The organism is Pallidibacillus thermolactis, from assembly GCF_025660415.1.
GTDB lineage: Bacteria > Bacillota > Bacilli > Bacillales > Caldibacillaceae > Pallidibacillus > Pallidibacillus thermolactis.
In genome coordinates this window covers 25,836-50,591 of sequence record NZ_JAOUSE010000001.1, presented here as the reverse complement: position 1 = coordinate 50,591, position 24,756 = coordinate 25,836, and the positions used below count along the sequence as shown (strand labels likewise).

Sequence of the window (24,756 nt, the reverse complement as noted above, 5' to 3'; positions counted from 1 at the left end):
AAAAACAACATCGTTCAAAAGTTCGCAAAATTAAAAGCGCTGTTTTCTATGACAACGCCTTTAATTCTTCCACATCATGAATCATTAATCGTTTTACAATTAGGAACGAATGCTAAAAAATCTCTTAATCTTCGAAAATATCCCTTCTGATTCTTCGTCTAAATGTTGAAGTGGTATAGAATCCCCTAAAATTCTTCTTGCAATATTTCGATAAGCGATACTTGCTTTATTGTTTGGATTCATAACAATAGGTTCACCATGATTAGACGCTTTAATAACCTCATCATCATCGGCTACAATACCGATCAGTTCGATAGCCAAAATATTTGTGATTTCATCGACATCCAACATATCTCCGTCTTTCACGAGATTAGAACGAATGCGGTTAATGACAAGTCTTGGAGCATCTATCGGCGCTTTTTCTAGCAATCCAATAATTCGATCGGCATCACGGACTGCAGAGACTTCAGGAGTTGTAATTACGATTGCTTGGTCGGCACCGGCAATGGCATTTTGAAAACCTTGTTCAATACCTGCTGGGCAATCGATAATAATATAGTCAAAATCTTTCTTTAATTCTTCTATAATCGTTTTCATTTGTTCCGGATTAACAGAATTTTTATCACTTGTTTGTGCTGCAGGAAGCAAAAATAATTTATCTTCAAATCGTTTATCTTTTACTAGCGCTTGATGTAGTTTACATTTTCCCAAAGCAACATCCACTAAATCATAAATAATCCGGTTTTCCAATCCCATGATAACATCTAAGTTTCGTAGACCAATATCTGTATCTACTAGACAAACTTTTTTTCCTTGTAATGCTAAAGCAGTTCCGATATTTGCACTTGAGGTCGTTTTCCCAACTCCACCTTTTCCCGAAGTAATTACAATGGCTTCACCCATGTAAAATGCCTCCTTCCGCAAAACGATTTAAATTCGGACGAATTTTTTTTAAAACGGATAGCTTATCAATGATTAAGTCATGTTTTTCATCTATGTATGCACATTCTGCTTCTGTCGGTAACTCATCTCGATCGGGTGATCTGCGATATAAATCACCAATTCTTAGTTGTGTCGGTGTCATTTGCGAGGCACAAATGACTGCACTTGTATCTCCTAAACACCCAGCATGGGCAATCCCCTTTAATTTCCCTAATATAAAAACATTCCCACTGGCCATTACCATGCCACCTGGGTTTACATCTCCAATTAATAACAAATCACCAGATATATTGATGAGTTGTCCCGACCGTACGACATTATGTATTAGTGTCATCCTATTTTCTTGTATCATTCGTTCTGCTTCTTCTTTTAATATAACATTAGAATCAACAGAATCAACAATTAAATTTCGATTTGGATCAATGACAGCTTGAATTTGTGCAATTTGTTCCTCCGTTAAAAAGCGATTTCCCGAATGGACATGAATATGTACTTCATGTTTAGCGTCATACATGTGTGCGTGGCTTGTAAAGGTTTCCTTTATTTCTTTTAATAGTGTAGAGAAAGAACATGTGTCATCCAGGCGCAATAATAACCCGTCTTTTGTGCCTTTTATCGTGACATTCTGCGAGTTCCCCATGTTTGAAATTCACCTCAACTAAATAAAATTCAACAAAAGTCGGGCATTTTCCTTTCGTTTTCAAGAAATTTTTGAAAACCAATTTATTACGACTGGAACATGCCCTCTTCCTCTTCCTTTAATTTTTTTAAGGCTGATAGATATTTTTTTAGTGGAAAACAAATGGCAACATAAAAAATCATATTCATAAGCATTGTTGGCAATAAACGATGAAAAGCAAAGTATTTAAAACTAATATCTGATAAATTAATCATATAATAAAGTAGAAAAAGTACTATCTCTAAAGCGATTAATCCAAAAGCACTATAAAAAAACATCGTAAAGAGATTCGTAATCCAATTTTTGACTAGCCAGTACATGATATAAACGACAGCTGGATAAACAAATAAATAAATACCATAAATTTCAGTAAATACAATATCCATTAGAAGGCCAAAAACGAAAGCATAAGTAACACCTAATTTTTTATCATAAAAGATCGTTATAAAAAGAAGAAATATAAAAAGGAAACGGGGAATAACAAGCCAATGATTATTAAAAAAATAACTAGGCACATAATTCATTATAATACTTTCTAAACTAAATAATATAAGCATGATTATGGGGACCCAATACTTTTTTCTCATGATTTATCACCTGAAGCTGCCTTTTCTTCCCCTTCTCCAGTGGCATCGCCTGACTCATAATCCTTATCTGTTGGCATGGTTCTTTCTATAACCATCACGTGTTTGATGTTATAAAAGTTTGCCGCCGGCTTCACATAAGCGGTTTGGGTTAAACCGTATTGGCTCGGCTCAACTTTTTCAACCGTACCGATAAACAAACCTTCTGGAAAAGTGCCAGAAAATCCTGAAGTAATAACATTCATTCCTTTTTTTATTTTTATTTCTGCAGGGATTTCATTCACTAGAAGAAGTTGACTTTCCTCATCAATCCCTTCCACTAAACCGTATGCATTTTCATCGCCTTGGATGGCAACATGGACACGGTTTGTTCGGTCAATGGTAGAAAGTAACTGTACAGAAGAAGTCGTTTTACCGACACTTTTAATTTTTCCAATCATTCCATCGGCGGTAATAACGGCCATATCCTTTTTAATGTCATGGACTTCTCCTTTATCAATGATTAGCGATTCATTCCAACGATCTGGGTTTCGTGAAATAACAGATGCATGGCGAACATGATAAGAGGCTAACGTTTCATCCTTATCAAGCACCGCTCGTAACTCTTTATTTTCTTGTTCTAACCGGTCTGCTTCCACTTTTAATTTGGCATAGGAATCCAAATGCTCTTTTAAAATCTTGTTTTCTTCATATGTATTTAGCAAATCATGGATATTCTCAACAAAACCCGCCACATAATGTGCGGGCTTTGCGAAAATATTTTGAACGAAGCCTACCGTATCTTTAACAAATTGTTCCGGCCATGATAACTCTTCCCGATCTCTTAATGAAAAGCCAATCAATGCCACGAGAATGATAATACCAGCAAGTAAAATAATTAACCGCTTATTTCTTAAAAATTGTGGCATGATTTACACCTCTCGTTACTTACCGTTCACCTTTTTAAATAAATCGATATGGTCTAACGCTTTTCCTGTTCCAATCGCCACACAATCTAGAGGATTTTCTGCGATTAAAACTGGCATATTGGTTTCTTCAGCAATTACACGGTCTAGATTTCTTAACAAGGCACCTCCACCTGTTAAAACGATTCCACGGTCCATAATATCGGCAGCAAGTTCAGGTGGTGTTTTTTCTAACGTATTTTTAACGGCATCTACAATAGATTCTACCGTATCTTTCAATGCATTGGAAATTTCTTCAGGTGTAATTTCAATTGTTTTTGGAAGTCCAGTTAATAAATCTCTGCCTCGGATTTCCATATTGTCAATGCCTTCAGGCATACCGGCAGAACCAATTTCCACCTTGATCGCTTCTGCTGTACGGTCCCCGATCATTAAGTTATAATTTTTACGAATATACGTAATGATCGCATCATCCATATCATCACCAGCAACACGGATCGACTGACTTGTTACAATTCCTCCTAGAGAAATAATCGCAACTTCTGTCGTACCTCCACCAACATCTACGACCATACTACCTGTTGGTTCCCAAACAGGTAAATCAGCACCGATTGCAGCCGCAAAAGGCTCCTCAATTGTATATGCATCACGAGCACCAGCTTGACGTGTTGCATCAATTACTGCTCGCTCTTCAACAGCAGTAATTCCCGAAGGTACACAAACCATTACATAAGGTTTACGGCCAAAACTGCTACCTTTCACTTTTGCTGCTTGATTAATGAAATATTTCATCATTTTTGCTGTCGTATCATAATCTGCAATAACACCGTCTTTCATTGGACGCATGGCAACAACATTACCAGGTGTACGACCAATCATATTTTTCGCATCATTACCGACCGCAACAATTTGTTTTGTATCTGTTTGATAAGCGACCACGGAAGGTTCTCTTAAAACAACACCTTTTCCGCGGATGTAAACAAGTGTATTCGCTGTTCCTAAGTCAATTCCTAAGTCTTTTGAACCAAATCCAAACATGGTAAGTATCTCCCTTTCTGATACAATCTATAAAATTCAAATCGTGTAGTTTATTAGCACGTTTTTATCGTTTGTCAAATGTAGTCATTTTATTGACTATTTTTTGTTTTTCATTTTAATCTTACGGTTGAATTCAATATTAAACCAAAATCATAAAAAATCATACGTATTATTATAGCTCATAATGCAAAAAAATAATAGTATTATAAGTAACCTTTTTCTTTTAAACTTACATATTTTTTATCACCGATGATGATATGATCAAGAATTTCAATTCCTATCATTCTTCCACATTCTTTTAATCTTCTCGTAACTTCAATATCTTCCCTACTCGGCGTTGGATCCCCCGATGGGTGATTGTGTAAGCAAATAATGGATGCTGCAGATCTGCGAAAGGCTTCACGAAAGACTTCACGCGGATGGACAATCGATGCATTCAAACTCCCAATAAAAATCGTTTGTTTATGAATGACTTGATTTTTTGTGTTAAGGTAAAGGCAGACAAAATGTTCTTGATTTAGGAAACGCATCTCGTCCATGACATAATTGGCTCCGTCTTCTGGTGAACGAATTGCATAGCGTTCCTCATTCGTAAGGCTATTGATTCTTCTTCCCAATTCAACAGCAGCCAATAATTGAATTGCTTTCGCTTTGCCGATCCCTTTTATTTTCGTTAATTCTTCTAACGTTGCATCCTTTAGCATCCGCAACCCTTCAAACTCTTTTATTAACCTTTGAGCAAGTTGGATGACCGATTCGGCCTTCGTACCTGTTCTGAGGATAATGGCTATGAGTTCTTGATTAGACAGGTTTTGCGGACCTAATTTAATAAATCGTTCCCTTGGTCGTTCGTCCTTTGGGAAATCTTTTAGTAACAAATGCTTAGTCGATTCAATCTCCTCCCTCTATTTTACAAGGAAGAGCCGTAAATTGAAACTAAAAATTCGGCTGCTAGAGCATTTGTTTCCTCCCTGATATTTGGACTAACTCTTTCTATTATTGGTTACATGTTTTTAACCCTTTTTCAGATGGTCATTATTTTATCAACTTCTAACTTCGAGCACCTGTGCCAAATGATTGGAGACTTTCGACCTGGTTTTCTTTTTATATTTATCTCATTTTTTACAGGTAGCTCTTACTTATTGATTGCAAAGGTAAATCCCATTTGTGTAAGTGTTCGATAAAGTTTCGCAATGGGTAGACCGACAACGGAAAAATAATCACCATGGATTTCTTTTACTAAAGTTGCCCCATAGCCTTGAATGCCATAGCTACCAGCTTTATCAAACGGCTCCCCTGTACGAATATAATCCTCGATTTCTTTTTCTGTCAATTCCCAAAATGTGACTTTTGTCTTTTCATAAAAAACTTGTTTTTTATTTTCATGAAAAATGCATGTTCCCGTATAAACGAAATGGGTATTCCCCGAAAGCAAGGTTAACATTTGCTTCGCTTCATCATAACTTTTCGGTTTACCTAAAGCTTCGTCTTGATAAAAAACGAGGGTATCTGCGCCAATGACATACGCATCCACATTGTCTTTGGCAACAGCTTCTGCCTTCCGTATCGCTAATGTCATAACTTGTTCCTCAGGTGCAAGTAACGCTTCCACCGTCTCATCTACTTCCCTCGTAATGATGTCAAATTGTGGCTGGACTTGTTTGAGGATTTCTTTCCTTCGTGGTGATGATGAAGCTAAAATGAGGCGTGCCATTTTTTTCACCTGCCTGTCTTTATGTATCAGGGGAGATACACACATATATACTATCATTCCAACTACTACCACACAACGACATAAAATTTACTTTTCGATTACATTTTTTTCAATTTTCGACTCATTTTTTGTAAAAAAACGCGCGAATTTGACGTTTTTGTCTTCAAAAATTAAATTTTGATAAAAAATAAACTTTTTTCATTTTACATCATAAAATAGTTGGCGACAAAGGATAAGAGATGATTTTGCACGCTTATCCATTGGTCATTTTTCTTCGATTGAAAAAAGCCTATTAACTCATCATAGGCGTGCAATAAGGATTGCTGTAAATCCTGAATCGGTTTTTGTTGAATATCCTTCAAACCTTTCATTTTCTCCATTTCTGCCTGTACAAAATCTTTCGGCACAGAATAGCCATCACCTTGTATTACCGCTGAACTACTTTCTTTTACTAGTTTTTCATATAATGGGTAAGCTAATTCTAGCAATTTTTTCTCATCTTCAGTTAAATTTGCGATGCTCTTTTCTTGGACTTTTACCGCCGTCGGATACACCTCAGAAAAATTTTCTTTAAAAAAGGCCGATTCCTTCAACTGTTTTCCCGATTCCGTTCCATCGGTCACCGCTACAAAAACTCTGTATTTCTCTCCATCCTTTACATAGGCAAAGGGTAACCCTTTATCCTTAAACTCAGCTTCGAGTTGCAAGACAGAATCTTCGTTTTGATATACGCCTTGTTGGAGGATATATAGGTCAGAAGACGGCAATAACACACTCTCGTTCCCCGTTACAACTTCTCCATTTGCTGAGATGGAGGAACTCGTATTGTCCCCGTCGCTATCTTTTACCATTAAGTTTAAAATAATGATTCCAATCAACACACCGATAATGATGGCTGAGATGGTTGAAATGGTTAGAATCAAGAGTGAGTACTTTTCCCCTTTTGAATTGGCAAAGATTTTCGTTCTACTTTTACGAATGACTGATTTTCTCTTAGGTTTCTTCTTAAGAATATCAAATGAAGTCCGTATATTCGCTGTCTTTTCCTCCGCTGCTGCCACTTCACGCTTTGCTTTCCAATCATGAACAACGATATCTTTTTTCTCTTGTAACGCTTTTTCATCCCCATTTATCTTTATTTTGATTTTATTGTTTCGTTCCGTACCCATTTTCATTCCCCCTGTATACTGCTTATCTATTACAACGATATGTAACGGCTCGTATGCGACAAAACTTAGCAAGGCTTGTACTTCTATATTTCATTCTATGCACGTTTTTTTCATGCTATCACATTCAAAATGAAAAATACCGTGAGATTTGTCGTTGAAATGAAAAGGTGTTCGACAAAAAACGATTTGGGACGAGGTGCTGCGGATTTAACGTGGGATACTACGGATTTCACGCGTTTTACTACGGATATTCCTTAAATCCTACATACTATCAAAATATCACATGAAAAATAGTAGAATTTACCTATAAAATATATTAGACTATACTAAAAAAGAGGAGGTTTTTTATGTTTATAAAACCATTTACGACCCCTTTTGATGCAAATCAACTGATTGCTTTAAATCGACGGGTTAAATCATCTCACAAATTTAAACCGAGGATTTTGAAGGACTACAATTTATCAATGGCGGGTTTATATGGAGAAAAAGAAGTGTATTACTTATTAAAACAACTTCCACAAGGGCAATACTATATTTTATATAATATACGGATAAAAGATACAACAGGCTTTTTTCAAATCGATTATATTTTATTATCGGTAAAATTTATCTTGATAATAGAAGTGAAAAATTATGTTGGAAAAGTGTACTTTAATAAATTCAATCAACTACAGCTCATTAAAACCGAAAATCAAGAAGAAGTATTACAAAATCCGATTAATCAGGTGGAAAGGCAGCAATTATTACTTCAAAATTGGCTTTTTGAACATCATTATTCTAATATTCCGATATATTCCTACGTTGTATTCAGTTCCCCAACCACTTTAATTAAAACTGATTCTCCTGATCCGAATATTTATAACAAAATCATTTCAGGATCTAATCTTGTTCCAAAGATTTTTGAATTATCAAATTCCTCAACTAAACGAATTCTAAAATCTAGTGATGTAAAACTTCTTGCTACTCTTTTAAAAGATTCCCATACTCCTTATGAAATTGACATTGAGAAAAAATATCATGTTCAATATAACGATCTAATGAAAGGGATTCATTGCCCCGTCTGTTCAGCCATCCCGATGCAGAAAGATGGGAAAAAATGGATTTGTAAAAATTGTCATTATGTTGGTGAAAATAACTATTTGCAAAGTTTAAATGATTATTATTACTTAGTTTCTAAAGAAATAACAAACCAACAAGCTCGTGACTTTTTAAACATCCGTTCAGAACATACCATGTTTTATTTACTGAAGAAAGCCGATTACCAAGCCATTGGAAAAAATAAAGGCCGCAAATATGTTATACAAATAAAATAAAACTAAAAGAAGTTTTAAGTGTTTTAGAGAACTCAATATACATAAAAAAGGCTATTCGTAACAAGTCATTATCTTGTTAAAGAATAGCCTATAAATTTAATATATGAACATTTCAATATACCAATTAATCATCTCATCTGTATAAAAATACGCAAGAATTGCCCCGATCGCTATAAATGGTCCGAAGGGAATCGGTCTGCGTTTCTCGTATCCTTTCAATATAATTTGAATGAAGCCAAAGATCGCCCCAATTATAGAAGCGAGAAACAATGTCATGACTGTGGCTTTGGTTCCTAAGAAAAGTCCAAGAACGAAAAAGAGCTTGATATCACCACCGCCCATGCCGCCTTTACTTACAACTGCCAACAAGTATAATATACCGAATCCGACGGCAGCACCGAGCAATATGTCCCACCAAGGATCCAACGGTTCAACTATGCGCAATCCGACGATAAACACAAGGAAAAACAAGAGAACTCTGTTAGGAATAAGCATATATACCCAGTCGGAAACCGTAATTATAACTAGAAGAGAGGCAAGTAATAAACCAATTGCTAATTCCATTTGAAAACCAAGTTTATAAAATGTAAAAGCGTACAGGAAACCGGTCACAAGTTCCACGACAGGATAAATGGGGGAAATGTGCGTTTTACAATGACGACATTTCCCTTTTAAAATGATATATGATAATACAGGGATATTTTCAAACCAAGATAGCTCATGTTGACAGCTTGGACAATGGGAATTCGGATATACGATTGACTCTTTTTTCGGGATTCGCAAACCGACAACATTAAAAAATGACCCGAAAATTAAACCTAACAAAAAAAATAACATGAGATGAACTACATCCATAAATCATTCCCTTTTCTATTCTTCGGTACTGGTTTCATTTTCATCATAATAAAACGTCGTTATTTGAATGTCCGTTGTAATCGTGTTATCTTCATTATCTATGTTCAATAATTCTTCCTCACCAGGCTGACGAAAAGACAATGTATCAATTCTTGTTATTCGTTCCAACTTTTCAACTTCATGTAAAAATCGTTCAAATTGCTCAAAATTCGGTGAGACAACCTTTAAATTAACGGTCATTAATTAACATTCATTGGCAGACTTTCTGCAACATCAGACAGAGGAGATTCTGTTGTTTCTCCCTTGTTTTTAGAATTTGTATCATCACTTGATCAGCAATTTCTATCTTCATAATTACTATTTTAAACGGCTATAAAAATATTTCAAATCAATCACATTTGAAAATAGCCTATGATCAAAATTTCTTGATAAGTATAAACATTTAATGGGATTACAACCTGTTATTATTAATATTCATCCTAGGATTATTGAGCGAAAAATAGAATAGTGTGTTTTGTTGAAAATTATAACATGTATAAAGAATAACAATCAGTCTCTCAATCTATGATTTAAGTATAGGGATACTCAAGACTTTGACATTCAAAGAGGAAAAAAGAGGCGATTTTTCGCCTCTTTTTTCTAGTGCAATAATTGCTTAAGAACGGATTTAACTTCAGAAACAAAGTAGATGGAGCCGCAAACAATGATCAGTTCATCCTCAGGTTGGCTTGATATTTTTTTAGATAAAAAGCCTTTCCAATCCGTAACAATTTCTTTTTGATCGGTACGAGCTGTTTCGAATAGTGCTTCCGCTGTGGCCGCTCGCGCATCATCAATTTCGGTAAAGTAGATGGGATAACCTAGTTTTTCAAGGGCTTGAATCATGTTAGAAAACGGCTTATCCTTTAATGCCGTAAAAAGAATCGTACCTTTTTTATCTGGATAATGACGGTTTACAGTTTCTACTAAACTATCAATGCCTTCTTTATTATGGGCACTATCTAAAATGATTGTTGGTTTTTGTGACACAACTTCAAAACGAGCTGGCCAGTATGCCTTTTTTAATCCTTCACGAATATGTTCTTCTTCAAGATAAATCGCATAAAATTGTCGCAAATATTCTGCAATCATGACAGCCAATGTTGCATTTTCAATTTGATGGCGACCTGTCATGGATATTTCTAGGTTTTCATACGTTTTATAAAGCGTTTTTACAGTAAACGCTTCGCCACCGTCTTCTGTCGGTCCTAAGTCTTCATATGTAAACTCTTCACCTAGCTTATAAAGGGCTGTCCGGTTTTCTTTGACAATCTCTTCATATTTTTCAAGAATCTCTTTGTTACGAACACCGGTAATAACTGGTTGACCGCTTTTAAAAATCCCCGCCTTCTCCATCGCGATATCCATTAAATTGTCACCTAAAATATTCATATGATCATAGCCGATCGATGTAATAACAGAAACAAATGGATGGATGATATTGGTTGAATCGAGTCGACCACCTAGTCCAACTTCCACAAGCAATATATCGACAGGGTGAATCCGTGCGAAATAATAAAAGGCCATTGCTGTCATAATTTCAAATTCGGTTGGCGCACCTAAATCTGTGGTTTCCAATTGTTCCGCTAACGGTTTAATCACTTCTGCTACTTTTATTAAGTCTTCATCTGAAATTGGTACACCATCCACACTAATCCGTTCATGAAAAGATTCAACGTACGGTGAAGTAAACGTACCGACTTCAGAACCGCCTTCTTGTAAAATTGAACGTAGAAAGGCAATGGTCGAACCTTTTCCATTCGTTCCACCAATATGTACAGCCCTTAGCCGACGTTCTGGGTGATCTAATTTCTCCATCATCCATTCCATGCGTTCCAAACCAGGTTTAATCCCAAATTTTTTTCGATCATGGACCCATTTTATTACATCTTCACTCGTTTGAAACATGTGGTGCATCCCCTTTTGTTGTATATTTTGTATTCCTTTATCAAAAGAACTATAAAAACTAAAAAAGAAGGCGATGTGAGTGATCGCCAATGGAAATGAAAGTAGAGGCGGCGGCTTTCAGCACAAATCTATGGTCGATCTACGTAAACGTGCTTGAACGTTAAGGAAGCTCAAGCCACCTCGCAAAAAGTGATCCGCCACCAAAACTTAGCTACTATTTAGAAGGTGGAATGTCTAAACATTCCTTTTTATTATAATGCTTTTATTTCTTCAAGTCTTGTTTGAACAATGGAGCGTTTTTCTAAGTAGTCTTTTTGTTTTTCACGCTCTGCTTCGACAACCGCTTTTGGTGCTTTCGAAACAAAGTTTTCATTGCTTAATTTTTTCTCAACACGCTCCACTTCTTTATTCAGCTTTTCCAGTTCTTTTTCTAAACGTGCGATTTCTTCTTCAATATCAATTAACCCTTCGAGCGGTAAATAAATTTCCGCACCCGATACAACCGCAGTCATTGCTTTTTCAGGTGAATCCACATTTAATGCGATTTGAAGTGTTTCTGGATTACAGAAGCGCTCAATGTACGACTGATTCATTTTTAATGTTTGTAAAGTATTGTCATCATGAGCACTAATGATCATTTTAATTTTCTTACTTAAAGGCGTATTTACTTCTGCACGAATATTTCGTACGGAACGAATAATTTCAACGAGCAATTTCATTTGTGCAGAAGCTTCTTTATCGGTATATGCCTCGTTTACTGTTGGCCATGGTGCCGTTGTAATGGACTCCCCTTCATGAGGAAGATTTTGCCAAATTTCTTCTGTCACAAAAGGCATAAATGGATGTAACAAGCGCATGGTGTTGTCTAACACGTAGGCTAAAATGGAGCGAGTCGTTAATTTCGCCTGTTCATCATCACCGTATAATGGAAGTTTCGCCATTTCAATGTACCAGTCACAGAAGTCATCCCAAATAAAGTTATATAGCGCACGACCAACTTCACCAAATTCATATTTCTCTGCTAGTTTGGTCACCGTTTCAATCGTTTCGTTTAAACGTGTTAAAATCCATTTGTCGGCAACCGATTTTTCACCAGATAAATCAATTTCCTCATATTTCAAGCCATTCATGTTCATTAATGCAAAACGTGATGCGTTCCAAATTTTATTAATGAAGTTCCATACACTTTCAACTTTTTCTGTGCTGTAACGTAAATCTTGACCTGGAGCTGAACCGGTTGCTAAGAAGTAACGTAAGGAATCTGCTCCGTATTGATCGATGACATCCATTGGGTCTACCCCGTTACCTAGGGATTTACTCATCTTCCGTCCTTGTGCATCACGAACTAAACCGTGGATTAAAACATCTTTGAATGGTCGTGTTCCGGTAAACTCCACACCTTGGAAAATCATCCGAGAAACCCAGAACTTAATAATGTCATAACCTGTTACTAATGTGTTGGTTGGATAGTAACGTTTTAAATCAGCGGTTTCTTCTGGCCAACCCATTGTTGAAAATGGCCATAATGCAGATGAGAACCACGTATCAAGTACATCTTCATCTTGTTCCCAGTTTTCAATATCTTTTGGTGCTTCGACACCAACATAAATTTCACCTGTTTCTTTATGATACCAAGCTGGAATTTGATGTCCCCACCATAGTTGACGGGAAATACACCAGTCATGTAAACCTTCCATCCAGTTAATATATTCTTTTTCAAAACGACTTGGTACAAAATGTACCTTTGTGTCTTCAGATTTTTGAATATCAAGGGCTGCTTTCGCTAATGGTTCCATTTTGACAAACCATTGAGTCGATAAATAAGGTTCGACAATGGCATCGGTACGTTCGGAGTGGCCGACAGAGTGAACCATTTCTTCAATCTCAACGAGGACGCCCGCTTCTTGCAAGTCTTTTACAAGTTGCTTCCGACATTCGAAACGATCCATACCTTGATATTTACCCGCATTTTCATTCATTGTCGCATCTTCATTCATCACGACAATTTGCTCTAAGTTATGACGATTCCCTACTTCAAAGTCGTTTGGATCATGGGCAGGTGTAATTTTCACCGCTCCTGTTCCAAATTCCATATCCACATATTCATCAGCAATAATTGGAATTTCTCGGTTAACAATTGGTAATATAACCGTTTTACCAATCAAGTGTTGATAACGTTCATCTTTTGGATGAACAGCAACCGCTGTATCACCAAGCATTGTTTCTGGACGTGTTGTCGCAATTTGAATATAGCCAGAACCATCTTTTAACGGATAGCGCATATGATAAAAAGCGCCAGGAATCTCTTTATAAATAACTTCAATGTCAGACAAAGCCGTTTTTGCTACCGGATCCCAGTTAATAATATATTTACCGCGGTAAATTAAACCTTTTTCATAAAGAGAAACGAATACTTTACGCACCGCTTTAGATAATCCTTCATCTAACGTAAAACGTTCGCGGCTGTAATCCAGCGCAAGACCAAGTTTTGCCCACTGTTTTCGGATGTGATCTGCATATTCTTCCTTCCACTTCCATGCTTCTTCAAGGAATTTTTCTCGACCTAAATCATGGCGAGATTTCCCTTCTTCACGAAGTTTTTGTTCCACTTTCGCTTGTGTTGCAATTCCGGCATGGTCCATACCTGGTAGCCACAATACGTCATAGCCTTGCATTCGTTTCATACGTGTAATAATATCTTGCAACGTTGTATCCCACGCATGACCAAGATGAAGTTTTCCTGTAACGTTTGGTGGTGGGATCACGATGGAATATGGTTGTTTTGATTCGTCATCTTTCGCTTCGAAAAACTTACCATTCACCCACCAATCATAACGACCTTGTTCAACCGACTTCGGATCATATTTTGTCGGCATCGATATTTGTTCTTCACTCATTAAAAAACCTCCTAATTTATTATACAGTTGCAAATGATTGTTTCCGTTTAAAGATGTTCGTTAAAAATAAAAAAACCCCACTCGTTAAAGGACGAATGGAGTTGTTCGCGGTACCACCTTTATTCACAGATGCAAAAAACGACATCTTCTCAATATGAAATATAGAGAAGCTGCATCTGGCTCTCAATTGGATAACGGTTTTCCCGGTTCATTGCTACTAGAAACTTCACAATAACTGCTCATGGGCGACCTTCCAATAGTGCTATTTAGGAAACTTCCACCAAACTGTTTCCCTCTCTAGAAATAGCGAGCTATTGTACTCCTCCCAATCATGGCATCTGCTTATATAATTTATATCTTATTTTATATATAAAATTCATGTTTCGTCAATCATTATCGGCCTAAATTTAATAAAATATACCTAATTTTTCTTTCATGGGGTGAACGTTCCTGTTTGACTAATAGACAACATTTAGGAAAAATAAACAACTTCCCAATCTTTTTACATACAATAATATAAATTAGCTCTTTTATAACTACAAAGCTAGGCATTAAGAGGGGGAGGATCATGAGGAAAAAGTATAACCCATATTTATTGCCACCTTGGTTAAAAACGATACGTGAAATTGGAAGACAACTCATTATCCCGTTTACAATTTTCCAAGGAATTCGGACTTTAATTTTACCTACAACCTTTGATGTTATTCTATTACTTGTATTTCTACTCATCTGTGCAGCTTATTATATGGATATAATATGATGGCGGAGGAACACCCATTTCCTCCGCATGTTTTTATACAATTAATGCTCACCTTGTGTTTGCTCACTTGCTTGCTTTTGTTGTTGATCCAATTGTTCCATCCTGCTGATGACATATTCGATATTTTTCAATCGCCAGTAACTTTTTTGAATCCGTTTTGTCATTTTTAATTCATGATTTGCGGCCGTTCGCGTCGTGTATTTTTGTAATAAATGAAAAATAAAACCGGGATGAGCCAAATAACTTTTTAATAACAGCTTTTCAGTTTCATGTAATGGATTATTCCTCATGTAAGTGTAAATCCAGTCAATACATTCGTCACATTGTTTCGGATACGTATTTAATGTTCTTGATAAATATGGCAACAGATCTTGAAAGGAAGAACCGATATGACTATTTTCAAAGTTAATAAAATACCCATAACCGTTATGATCCACAATATAATGATCCGGTTGTAACTTTCCATGAACAAGGACAGAACGCATCTTTTTTTCTTCTAACATTTTCTGTTTCCAATCTTCTAATTTTCTTAAGGCATACTCATATGCCTTTCGGAATTCATTGTAATATTGGACAAATTCCCATTCAAATGGGGACATATACCACTTTTGTTCGGCCTGCTCAATCCAAAGATCGAGTACTTCACGTTCCTTTTGCCACTGTAGATTTGTTCGTTCAAAATGCTCTTCAATGACTTCTTTTTCTACTTTCATTTCTTGTGCTGTCATATGGTGTAGCCTCGCTAATTCGCGAAACATCTTTTTTTCATTTTCGATTTTTTCCTCTTGATTACTTTCAATCCATGGTGCAAGATAATACAATTTATGTTGGCGCATGACCCCATATTGATAATGTTTAGTCGGATATAACGGCACAAAGCGTTGGAACCCTTTCGTAAAAAGGATTTGAAAGGTATTGTAAAAATTGATACTGTTTCGAGCATCCATTTCCTTTAACGCATAACTCTTATCTCCATGGTAGACTCGATATGCTTTGCCATAAGGTTCAATATGATCAGGAATGACATTATATTCTCGTAAAACAGAGTGTAGCTCTTCGATTTTCCTTTGCTCCATTCATTCACCTCCCAAAATGCCTGACTCATTTTTTCAATATAAGACAAAAAACGGGTAAAAAACCCGTTTCCAATCGTAGCTATATTTCATTTTGGACCTCTTAATGATGCGATTTTTGTGTTTCAGGTATATATAAAATTTGACCTTCATAAGCATCTTGATGTGGTTCTAAACTATTAAATCGTAAAATTTGTGAAACGGACACTTCATAGCGTTCAGCGATATCTTCTAACGTATCGTCTTCCTGAACGATATAAATCTTCATTTTTGCGACTGAGTTTTCATCTTTTCTAGCAAAAAATTGTGTCAGCGATATGGATTCCTTTTCCTCTCTTTCTGTATGAGAATGAAGTTTTATATTTTTATCCTCAGATTCTTCTTCAGACAGTCGTTGTTCATCATCTGATGTTTGTAGATTGACGATTTCAATGGGTTGATCATTGGAATCCGTTTCTTCATGCTCACTTGAAACTCTGTGTACCTCTTGTTCATCTTTGTGTTTATCAATTTTTAAATAGGTTACTTTCTGATCGTCTTGCTTTTTCTCTGAAACTTCTTTTTCTTGAACATTCCCACGTACGGACTCATGGTCATCAGTAGAATCTGATTGGACATATTCAACTAATTGTAACTCTTCATCGTGTGCTTTACTTTTTTCGTCCGCTGTTTCATTCACGTTTCGATTATTCGCCTCGGATTGGTTATCTTCATTTGATGTGGTATACTCGCTAAACATATTATGGTTCGTAGGGGGCATATATTGAATTGGGATAGGTGTATTCTTGTCCTCCTCAGTGCGTTCTTTCTTCGCTTCGACAACAAAGGTGTCTTCTTCTTCCTCTTCATCATCCAAATCAAGTGTCGGGACTTCATTGTAGGCAAAAAGTTGATTGTTTATCTCAGGTGTTTTTACATCGTCATGTCCTTTCTCCTCACCTTCACGCTCTATCAGATTTTCCCGATTATATATCGTAGCTTCGTCTGATTCGACACCGATAATGGATACATCAGTTGTGACCGTTAAACAATTATGATCTTTCGTATCATAATCAAACATGTCGATGATGACATCCAATTCTTCGATATTTTTTACTCGAGATTTAGGAACGGTTATATCAACAGGGAAATCATAATGAAATTCTGAAATCCCTTCTTCTCTTGATTCAACAACCGTAACAAATTTTTTACCGGAATATGAAAACGAATCTTCTTCCCGTTGCACACCTTTATTCTTTTTATATTCACCATACATTTTTAAGGAGCCGCGAACGGATATAAACTGATCTAAATCATGAATGGTCACATCTGGTTCTAATGATAAACTAACGAGTTCTTCAATTTCTTCTCCCTTACGAAACCAAACTGTTTCTTCTAGTGAAAACTTTATTGCCGATGGCTGATTGTGTTCACTCAATACTCCTTCCTCCTCTCTTAAACCTTTAACAGACAATTTGTCTATACGTATCAATAATATGTATGAGAAAAATAAAGGAATTATGCTACTTAAGTGTAACTTGGTGATGTAGCTTTTGCAGAATTGGTGGGGAGTGTCATTTATTTTAAAATTTTCTTCTTATCAGTGCCATTCTTTCAACATTCATAACTTAACAAAAAAATCTGCCTAAGCTACAGATTGCCTAGGCAGACAAAACTCAATCAAATTAACCTTTAATTTTAGCAAAAGCTTTTTCAACCGCTTCGATTGTTTTTTGAATGTCTTCATCACTATGAGCGGTTGATAGGAATGTTCCTTCAAATTGAGAAGGAGGGAGAAATATACCTTGTTCAACCATTTCTCGATAATATTTGGCAAACATATCGAGATCACTCGTTTGCACTGATTCATAATCCACTACATGTTCATTTGTAAAGAAGAATCCAAACATCGAACCACAACGATTGACCGTTAATGGAATATCGTATTTGGCTGCAGCTTCTTTGAACCCTTTTTCTAACATATCCGCTTTTCGGTTAAATTCGTCATAATCCTCTGGTGTTAAGCGACGCAAAGTTTCATAGCCTGCTGTCATTGCGAGTGGATTCCCTGATAATGTACCTGCTTGATAAACTGGACCAGCCGGAGCAATTTTTTCCATGATTTCACGTTTACCACCGTAAGCACCAACAGGTAGACCGCCGCCAATGACTTTTCCTAAAGTAGTAAGATCAGGCTTCACATTAAGTAGCCCTTGGGCACAATTGTAATGCGCACGGAAACCAGTCATCACTTCATCAAAAATAAGGAGGGCACCATATTGTTCTGTAATTTCACGCAGTCCTTCTAAAAATCCCGGTTGTGGTGGGACGACGCCCATATTTCCTGCAATTGGTTCCACGATCACTCCTGCAATGTTATCGCCAAAATTTTCGAAGGCCGTTTTGATACTTTCTAAATCATTATAAGGCACAGTAATCGTATTTTTGGCAATCCCCTCTGGTACACCAGGACTATCCGGCAGTCCTAATGTTGCAACACCGGAACCTGCTTTGATTAATAAGGAATCTCCGTGACCATGATAGCAACCCTCAAACTTCACAATAATCTCACGACCTGTATAGCCACGAGCAAGGCGAAGTGCTGCCATAGTTGCTTCCGTACCAGAGTTCACCATCCGAATCATCTCTATGGATGGTACACGCTCCATAACTAACTCGGCTAATTTATTTTCAATCAATGTCGGTGCACCGAAACTTGTTCCGAGTTCTGTTACTTTTTTCAACGCTTCGACAACGCCATCATGGGCATGACCTAAAATAAGTGGACCCCATGATAAAACGTAATCGATATATTCATTGCCATCGATATCATAAATTTTTGATCCTTTCCCATGGTCCATAAAAATGGGATTCATGCCGACAGATTTAAAGGCACGAACCGGGCTGTTCACGCCCCCTGGCATCAGTTCAACTGCTTCAGTATAGGCCTGTTTTGATTTTTCAAAAGAACGCATTTCCGACAACCTCTCTTTGTTATTTTTTAAAAATTAACCACGCAACCATCTTGCAATATCTTTCGCAAAATAAGTAATGATTAAATCAGCACCTGCTCGTTTAAAAGCCGTATGGGTTTCCAAAACAATTTGTTTTTCATCTATCCAACCATTTTGAGCAGCTGCTTTTACCATAGAAAACTCACCGCTGACATGATAAGCAACAACGGGAACATTAAATTCTCTGCGAACATCGCTTAACACATCAAGATAAACCATGCTTGGTTTAACAATTAAAAAGTCTGCACCTTCTTCGATATCGGATGCTGCTTCGCGTAAAGCTTCACGTCGATTTGCCGGGTCCATTTGATACGTTTTCCGATCACCGAACTGAGGTGCACTATCGGCAGCTTCACGGAACGGTCCATAAAAGGCAGAAGCATATTTTACTGCATAAGACATAATCGGTACATGATGAAAACCAGCTTCATCTAAACCATGGCGAATGGCTGTGACAAAGCCATCCATCATATTAGAAGGGGCGATAATATCTGCACCTGCTTCAGCCTGACGAACAGCGGTTTTCACAAGCAATTCTAATGATTCATCATTTAATACATCACCATTAGAAATGACGCCACAGTGACCATGATCGGTGTATTCACAAAGGCAAGTGTCGGCTATCACTAACATTTCTGGAGCATATTGTTTAATTACTCTAGTTGCTTCTTGAATAATGCCATGGGTATGGTACGCGCCTGAACCGACGGCATCCTTTTCATTTGGTACACCGAACAATAGCACCGCTTTAATGCCTAACTGTAACAGTTCATCGATTTCAGCCGGTAATAAATCGAGTGAAATTTGTTCGACACCTGGCATTGAAGAGATTGGGTTACGAAGTTTTTCTGCACCTTCAACAATAAATAACGGATAAATTAAATCATCGGTTGACACATGGTATTCACGAACAAGGTCACGCATAAATGCAGACTGACGCAATCTACGATGTCTTTTAAATTGTAAATCCTTCATCTTTTTCCCTCCAAAATCGTTCATTTAAAATAAAGCGCCAATTCGTTTAACAGTTCATCCATTGTATAAATTTCAGGACAAACATGGATTGGCATTCCATATTTTCGCATTGCCTTTTCCGTTACGGGCCCAATGGAAGCTAAGACCTTTCCTTCAATGTATCGCGGCAAATGTTGACCAGCAATGTGCACAAAATTTTCGACTGTCGATGGACTTGTAAAAATGAGTACATCGACATTTTCCTTTTCCATGACTTGAACAAGCCGCGAGTGACTTTCCTCAGGAAAATACGTTTCATAAATGATCACTTCATCAACGTCGCAACCAAGTGACTGCAAAGCTTGTCCAACAGCATCTCGGGCCAAATTCCCTTTTACAATTAAAATTCGTTCATCCTGTGAAACACGTTCACGCAAGGCTTCAGCCAAATGATCACCCGTAAATTTATGTGGAGTAAAATCAACTGTAATGTTACATTCATCCAATTTACGTTTCGTTTTTTTGCCAACAGCAGCTACTTTCAACGTACGCGGGAAGGGAATAGCCATTTCTTGTAAAGCTTTCATAAAAAAATGTACACCATTTTGACTCGTAAAAACAATCCAATGAAATGTATGTATTGTTTTAATCGCTTCAACTTCCTCATTGCTCAACTCTTGTTTTCGAAAAGCAATTAACGGAACGACTGTTGGGATCCCGCCTAATTTTTTCACACCTGTTACCAGTGGATGGGACTCATCAGCTTGACGCATGATTAAACATTTTTTTCCCGAAAGAGCAAGGGTACTTTCTCGCATCTTTTCATCTCCCATTATCACACACGTGGTAAAATTTTAATGATGCCCTTCTTCTTCTAACTCTTTTAAGATCTCTTCAATTATATCTTTAGCACCGCGTTCAATTAACTGATCTCCTGCAGTGTTACCAACTTCTTCAGGGTTTGCGCCAGCTATCGTTTCTTTTAATATTTCTTTACCGTCAGTTGATGCTACAAAGGCGGTTAATTCAACTTTTTCGCCATCTTTTACGGTTGCATAACCACCGACTGGAACCTTACAACTACCTTCCATTTTATTTAAAAAGGCACGTTCAGCTCGCACAGCAAGGGCTGTCTTTTGATCCGTTAACTTTTCCAGCCATTCAAGTAACTCGGCATCATCTTCACGACACTCAATTGCCAGGGCACCTTGACCTACAGCAGGGATACAAACATTCGGATCTAAAAATTCTGTCACAATCTCTTGTGACCATCCCATACGTGATAGTCCGGCAGCCGCTAAAATAATCGCATCATAATCTTCCGTTTGTAATTTTCTTAGTCGTGTATCAATATTTCCCCGGATCCATTTGACTTGTAGGTCAGGTCGTCTTTTTAGAATTTGCGCCTTTCTCCTTAAACTACTCGTTCCAACAATGGCCCCTTTTGGCAATTCATCTAGTCCTTTATGGCTTTTTGAAATGAGCACATCTCTTGGATCTTCTCGCTCAGGAATACACCCAATCGTTAACCCTTCCGGTAAAATACCAGGCATATCCTTCATACTATGTACAGCCATATCAATTTTTTTCGTCAGCATCTCATGTTCAATTTCTTTTACAAATAAACCTTTTCCACCTACTTTAGATAACGTCACATCTAAAATTTGATCACCTTTTGTCACAATTTCTTTCACTTCAAATTCAAAGGGCGCTCCTAACTTCTTCAATTGTTCAATAACCCATTTTGTTTGTGTCATTGCCAACTTACTACGTCTTGAACCGACAACAATTTTTCGCATAATAACCTCCAGTTAAATCTCCAAATTTTATTAAAAATCCATTCCTCTAAGCCATCAAAAATGAAATGTGGAAAAGTTTCCAGACAAGAAAAAGTTTATTAAAACGACCAAAAAAGCGGAAATATTATAGAAAGCCAATCTTTTTCCAGCCATATTTTTCCTTAATCTAAAATAAACGAGCATACTGTATATAAAAACAATGAAAAATGAACCGATGATTTTCGCATCAAAGATATGCAACGTCGGAATTTTTATAAATGCCCATTGTAACCCTAATATAATACCGACCGAAAAAGTGGGCAATCCGATACTATTTAATAAATAGGCATATTGTTCTAATTTTGATAAATCGTTAATTCGAATCAACCGCTTTCCCCACCTTTTCTTCTTCAATAATTGATATTGAAGAAGATATAAGAGAGAAAAAATACAAGACAATGAAAAAATTACGTAGGCAAATATTGTTATAACGATATGGATGATTAAGAGTTCAGAAATTAATCGTGCACTCACCGCACTTTCCTCCCACTGAAACGGGGCGAACGTATAAATCACGACAATAATAAACCCTAAAAGGTTCGTAAAGAAAGCAATAAACTCAACTTTCCAATATCGGTTAATTAAAATCGAAAACGTGATCAAAAGCCAACTATAAAAATATAGACCTTGTTCTAGACTTAATAAAGGTAAGCGCGCTGTACGTATATAAAAGTCTACAACTAAAATGGTTTGCACAAGCCATATTACATAAAGCAACCAGAAGGCAGCTTTCTTTGCCTTCCGGTTATTCAACAGAAAATCCATATAAAAAAAGATGAGAGAAAATGCGTAAAGAAGAACCATTCCCTCTTGCATTCTCGCCAATAAATATTCTGTCATAGGCGAAAACCTCTTTCACAAGTATCCATTTCCTAATTCATTTGCAACGTTGGCGATGGCTTTGGCTCATTGCGTGTAACAGATTCAGTTTTTTCAGCTTTCTTTCCATTTTCTTGATCTGCTAAATTAAAGATTTGTTCAAAATAATGTAATGCCTCATGGCCATTCGGTTCCGCAGCTAATTCTTTTATTTGTAGGATAGGGTCTTTTAACATTTGATTAATGATGGATTTCATATGTTTACGAATCACTTTTCTCTCTCGTTCTGACAAATCTGGTAATTTTCTTTCAAGACTAGTCATGACATCGGCTTGAATATTCAATGCCTTTTCACGTAATGAAGAAATTAGCGGGATAACTCCTAGCGTATTTAACCACTCTTGAAAATCTGCTTCCGCTTCATGAATATATTGTTGAATCGTTTCTGCTGCTTTTTGACGTTCTTGCATATTGGCTTCAACAACGCCTTCTAGATCGTCAATATCGTATAAGAACATACCATCTAGTTCATGAATTGATGGATCAATATCTCTAGGCACAGCAATATCCACTAGGAAAATCGGTTTTCCGTTCCGTTCTTTTTCTACCGTTTTCATCATGGATTTCGTAATAACATATTGACTTGCACCCGTTGATGAAATCACAATATCAGATTGACATAATACATCTGTCATATTTTCAAAGGAATAAGCTGTACCATTAAATTCATCAGCCATTGTTTGGGCTTTTTCAAAGGTGCGATTTACAACAGCAATTTTTTCAACACCGCTACCTTGTAAATTTTGGATGGCAAGCTTTCCCATTTTTCCCGCGCCGATAATTGCCACTTGTTTCCCTTTCAGATCCCCGAAAATCTTTTTCGCAAGTTCAACCGCGGCATAACTTACCGATACTGCATTTGCCCCAATATCTGTTTCGGTGTGAGCCTTTTTTGCAACCGTGACCGCTTCTTTAAATAATCGGTTAAAGATCGTACCAATTGCTTCACGCTTTTGCGCTAGTAAAAAACTAGACCGAACTTGTCCTAAAATTTGGGTTTCCCCGATAATCATTGAATCTAATCCACAAGCAACTTTAAATAAATGCTGAACAACTTGATTGTTCTCATATATAAATAAATGTTTTTCGAATTCAGACCGATCGATTGCAAACCATTCAGCTAAAAATTGTTTAATATAATATTTACCAGTGTGTAATTGGTCAACCACCGCATAAACTTCCGTACGATTACAAGTTGAAACAATTACATTTTCGAGAATACTTTTTCTTTTCTTTAACAATTCCATGGCATCACCTAATTGTGACTCTGGAAAAGACAGGCGTTCACGAATTTCCACTGGAGCTGTTTTATTGTTTAACCCGACCACTAGTAGATGCATTTCTTTCCCTCCAAAGAAACTGACTCATATAAAAATTGTAACATGTAACAGTGACAAATTTAGTCATAAATGTGAACAGAAACTGAAATTTATGTTACGATAAGTTCATCCTTGAATCATAAATTTCATTCCCATTTATAAGTATTACTACTTTATAATTATTATAAATTACTTTATTTTTAGGCTATCAAACCGAGCAAAATTGTTCAAGTAATATGAAGGTGATTTGTACAAATGAGAAAACAAAATCTATTTCCAAGTATCGTATTAATTGGATTTGGCCTGTATTTTTTCCTGCAGCAGACGAATATCCAAATCAGTTCTCAATTCTTTACGTGGCCGACCATTCTGCTCATTGTTGGCCTCGCCTTTTTAATACAAGCCTATTCGGGAAATGATTTTGAAATGATTGTACCCGGTATTTTGTTTTTAGGATTAGGCGTCCATTTCCATTTAATACAAAATGTACATATTCAATTAGACCACATCGGTGGCATTATTTTATTCATTGCTCTCGGATACTTTTTACGGTACCAAAAAACAAGAAATGGCTTATTTTATTTTTGGCTTTTTCTTATTCTGGCTCTGATTCAACTATTTTATGACAAATATATCCAATGGATCGGAATCATTGAAGATAAACGTTTACAATTCACTTCATTATGGCCGATCATTTTAGTCATCGCAGGAGCGTACTTATTCTTTTTCAAGAGAAAGTAAAAGGGACAGTCCAGAAAGTCTGATTCTTAGATTGATGGATGGTACGGTGGCGAACGCGCGTCCGGTGGCACGGCGACATCAACTTCGCCTTTACGGGTCTTCAGCTCGCGTGCCTGGCGCTTACCTTTTTAGCACAAAAACGATTGCTGTTCCCAC

At 36.8% G+C, this 24,756-nt stretch carries 23 protein-coding genes and 1 other annotated feature; of the genes, 3 read left to right on the top strand and 20 right to left on the bottom strand.

The genetic code is table 11. The features are described from left to right. Positions 1 to 99: 99 nt before the first annotated feature. From minD to OEV82_RS00195, 8 genes are all read right to left on the bottom strand, one after another. The gene (gene minD, locus OEV82_RS00230) at positions 100 to 903 is read right to left on the bottom strand and encodes a septum site-determining protein MinD (RefSeq protein WP_173658525.1); all 804 of its coding nucleotides are present in this window, start codon (positions 901 to 903) and stop codon (positions 100 to 102) included. Continuing rightward, positions 896 to 1,582, bottom strand: a complete 687-nt coding sequence (gene minC / locus OEV82_RS00225; RefSeq protein ID WP_173658526.1) for a septum site-determining protein MinC — start codon at positions 1,580 to 1,582, stop codon at positions 896 to 898. The genes minD and minC overlap by 8 nt, the downstream gene beginning before the upstream one ends. 86 nt (positions 1,583 to 1,668) lie before the next feature. Next, the gene (gene mreD, locus OEV82_RS00220) at positions 1,669 to 2,208 is read right to left on the bottom strand and encodes a rod shape-determining protein MreD (RefSeq protein WP_263060631.1); all 540 of its coding nucleotides are present in this window, start codon (positions 2,206 to 2,208) and stop codon (positions 1,669 to 1,671) included. Further along, positions 2,205 to 3,113, bottom strand: a complete 909-nt coding sequence (gene mreC / locus OEV82_RS00215; RefSeq protein WP_173658528.1) for a rod shape-determining protein MreC — start codon at positions 3,111 to 3,113, stop codon at positions 2,205 to 2,207. The genes mreD and mreC overlap by 4 nt, the downstream gene beginning before the upstream one ends. A 15-nt stretch (positions 3,114 to 3,128) precedes the next feature. After that, complete coding sequence (locus OEV82_RS00210; protein WP_173658529.1) at positions 3,129 to 4,148, bottom strand: rod shape-determining protein; 1,020 nt, start codon at positions 4,146 to 4,148, stop codon at positions 3,129 to 3,131. Between the two features lie 203 nt (positions 4,149 to 4,351). After that, a complete protein-coding gene (gene radC, locus OEV82_RS00205; protein WP_263060630.1) occupies positions 4,352 to 5,026 on the bottom strand; it encodes a RadC family protein in 675 nt (224 codons plus the stop codon). 257 nt (positions 5,027 to 5,283) lie between these two features. Further along, positions 5,284 to 5,862 carry a Maf family protein gene (locus OEV82_RS00200; protein WP_173658530.1) on the bottom strand — a complete coding sequence of 193 codons (579 nt, stop codon included), beginning with the start codon at positions 5,860 to 5,862 and terminating at the stop codon, positions 5,284 to 5,286. Between the two features lie 203 nt (positions 5,863 to 6,065). Next, a complete protein-coding gene (locus tag OEV82_RS00195) occupies positions 6,066 to 7,031 on the bottom strand; it encodes an SPOR domain-containing protein (RefSeq protein ID WP_263060629.1) in 966 nt (321 codons plus the stop codon). A gap of 347 nt (positions 7,032 to 7,378) precedes the next feature. On the opposite strand from OEV82_RS00195, the gene OEV82_RS00190 reads away from it, so the two are divergent. After that, positions 7,379 to 8,344: an NERD domain-containing protein gene (locus OEV82_RS00190; RefSeq protein ID WP_173661626.1), complete on the top strand. Its 966-nt coding sequence runs from the start codon at positions 7,379 to 7,381 to the stop codon at positions 8,342 to 8,344. A 96-nt stretch (positions 8,345 to 8,440) separates the two neighbouring features. Here the strand turns inward: OEV82_RS00190 and OEV82_RS00185 are convergent, their stop codons facing one another. The 4 genes from OEV82_RS00185 to OEV82_RS00170 all read right to left on the bottom strand — a co-directional run bounded on the left by OEV82_RS00185 (position 8,441) and on the right by OEV82_RS00170 (position 14,043). Next, entirely contained in the window at positions 8,441 to 9,199 is a 759-nt protein-coding gene (locus OEV82_RS00185) for a prepilin peptidase (protein ID WP_263060628.1), read from the bottom strand. Between the two features lie 15 nt (positions 9,200 to 9,214). Then, entirely contained in the window at positions 9,215 to 9,439 is a 225-nt protein-coding gene (gene pilO / locus OEV82_RS00180) for a type 4a pilus biogenesis protein PilO (RefSeq protein ID WP_263060627.1), read from the bottom strand. Between the two features lie 399 nt (positions 9,440 to 9,838). Continuing rightward, positions 9,839 to 11,146: a bifunctional folylpolyglutamate synthase/dihydrofolate synthase gene (locus OEV82_RS00175; protein WP_263060626.1), complete on the bottom strand. Its 1,308-nt coding sequence runs from the start codon at positions 11,144 to 11,146 to the stop codon at positions 9,839 to 9,841. Between the two features lie 251 nt (positions 11,147 to 11,397). Next, the gene (locus OEV82_RS00170; RefSeq protein WP_263060625.1) at positions 11,398 to 14,043 is read right to left on the bottom strand and encodes a valine--tRNA ligase; all 2,646 of its coding nucleotides are present in this window, start codon (positions 14,041 to 14,043) and stop codon (positions 11,398 to 11,400) included. Positions 14,044 to 14,127: 84 nt separating this feature from the next. Then, positions 14,128 to 14,385, bottom strand: a binding site (T-box leader). Positions 14,386 to 14,611: 226 nt separating this feature from the next. Here OEV82_RS00170 and OEV82_RS00165 point away from each other — a divergent pair. Continuing rightward, positions 14,612 to 14,803, top strand: coding sequence for a hypothetical protein (locus OEV82_RS00165; protein ID WP_173658021.1), 192 nt, complete (start codon positions 14,612 to 14,614; stop codon positions 14,801 to 14,803). A gap of 41 nt (positions 14,804 to 14,844) precedes the next feature. Here the strand turns inward: OEV82_RS00165 and ysxE are convergent, their stop codons facing one another. The 8 genes from ysxE to hemA all read right to left on the bottom strand — a co-directional run bounded on the left by ysxE (position 14,845) and on the right by hemA (position 23,880). Further along, positions 14,845 to 15,879 (bottom strand): spore coat protein YsxE, encoded by a 1,035-nt coding sequence (gene ysxE, locus OEV82_RS00160; protein ID WP_173658022.1) that lies wholly within the window; start codon positions 15,877 to 15,879, stop codon positions 14,845 to 14,847. Between the two features lie 100 nt (positions 15,880 to 15,979). Then, positions 15,980 to 17,293 carry a LysM peptidoglycan-binding domain-containing protein gene (locus OEV82_RS00155; protein WP_263060623.1) on the bottom strand — a complete coding sequence of 438 codons (1,314 nt, stop codon included), beginning with the start codon at positions 17,291 to 17,293 and terminating at the stop codon, positions 15,980 to 15,982. A gap of 247 nt (positions 17,294 to 17,540) precedes the next feature. Next, entirely contained in the window at positions 17,541 to 18,830 is a 1,290-nt protein-coding gene (gene hemL / locus OEV82_RS00150; RefSeq protein ID WP_173658024.1) for a glutamate-1-semialdehyde 2,1-aminomutase, read from the bottom strand. Positions 18,831 to 18,863: 33 nt separating this feature from the next. Continuing rightward, positions 18,864 to 19,844, bottom strand: coding sequence for a porphobilinogen synthase (hemB, locus tag OEV82_RS00145; RefSeq protein ID WP_263060622.1), 981 nt, complete (start codon positions 19,842 to 19,844; stop codon positions 18,864 to 18,866). Positions 19,845 to 19,864: 20 nt separating this feature from the next. Next, on the bottom strand, positions 19,865 to 20,641 hold the full coding sequence (locus OEV82_RS00140) for a uroporphyrinogen-III synthase (RefSeq protein ID WP_263060621.1): 777 nt from the start codon (positions 20,639 to 20,641) through the stop codon (positions 19,865 to 19,867). A gap of 36 nt (positions 20,642 to 20,677) precedes the next feature. Beyond that, positions 20,678 to 21,622 carry a hydroxymethylbilane synthase gene (hemC, locus tag OEV82_RS00135; RefSeq protein WP_263060620.1) on the bottom strand — a complete coding sequence of 315 codons (945 nt, stop codon included), beginning with the start codon at positions 21,620 to 21,622 and terminating at the stop codon, positions 20,678 to 20,680. 54 nt (positions 21,623 to 21,676) lie between these two features. Then, complete coding sequence (ccsA, locus tag OEV82_RS00130; protein WP_173658028.1) at positions 21,677 to 22,501, bottom strand: cytochrome c biogenesis protein CcsA; 825 nt, start codon at positions 22,499 to 22,501, stop codon at positions 21,677 to 21,679. A gap of 32 nt (positions 22,502 to 22,533) precedes the next feature. After that, complete coding sequence (gene hemA, locus OEV82_RS00125; RefSeq protein WP_263060619.1) at positions 22,534 to 23,880, bottom strand: glutamyl-tRNA reductase; 1,347 nt, start codon at positions 23,878 to 23,880, stop codon at positions 22,534 to 22,536. Positions 23,881 to 24,114: 234 nt separating this feature from the next. Between hemA and OEV82_RS00120 the strand changes: the two genes are divergently transcribed. After that, positions 24,115 to 24,600, top strand: a complete 486-nt coding sequence (locus OEV82_RS00120) for a LiaI-LiaF-like domain-containing protein (protein ID WP_173658030.1) — start codon at positions 24,115 to 24,117, stop codon at positions 24,598 to 24,600. Positions 24,601 to 24,756: the final 156 nt, after the last annotated feature.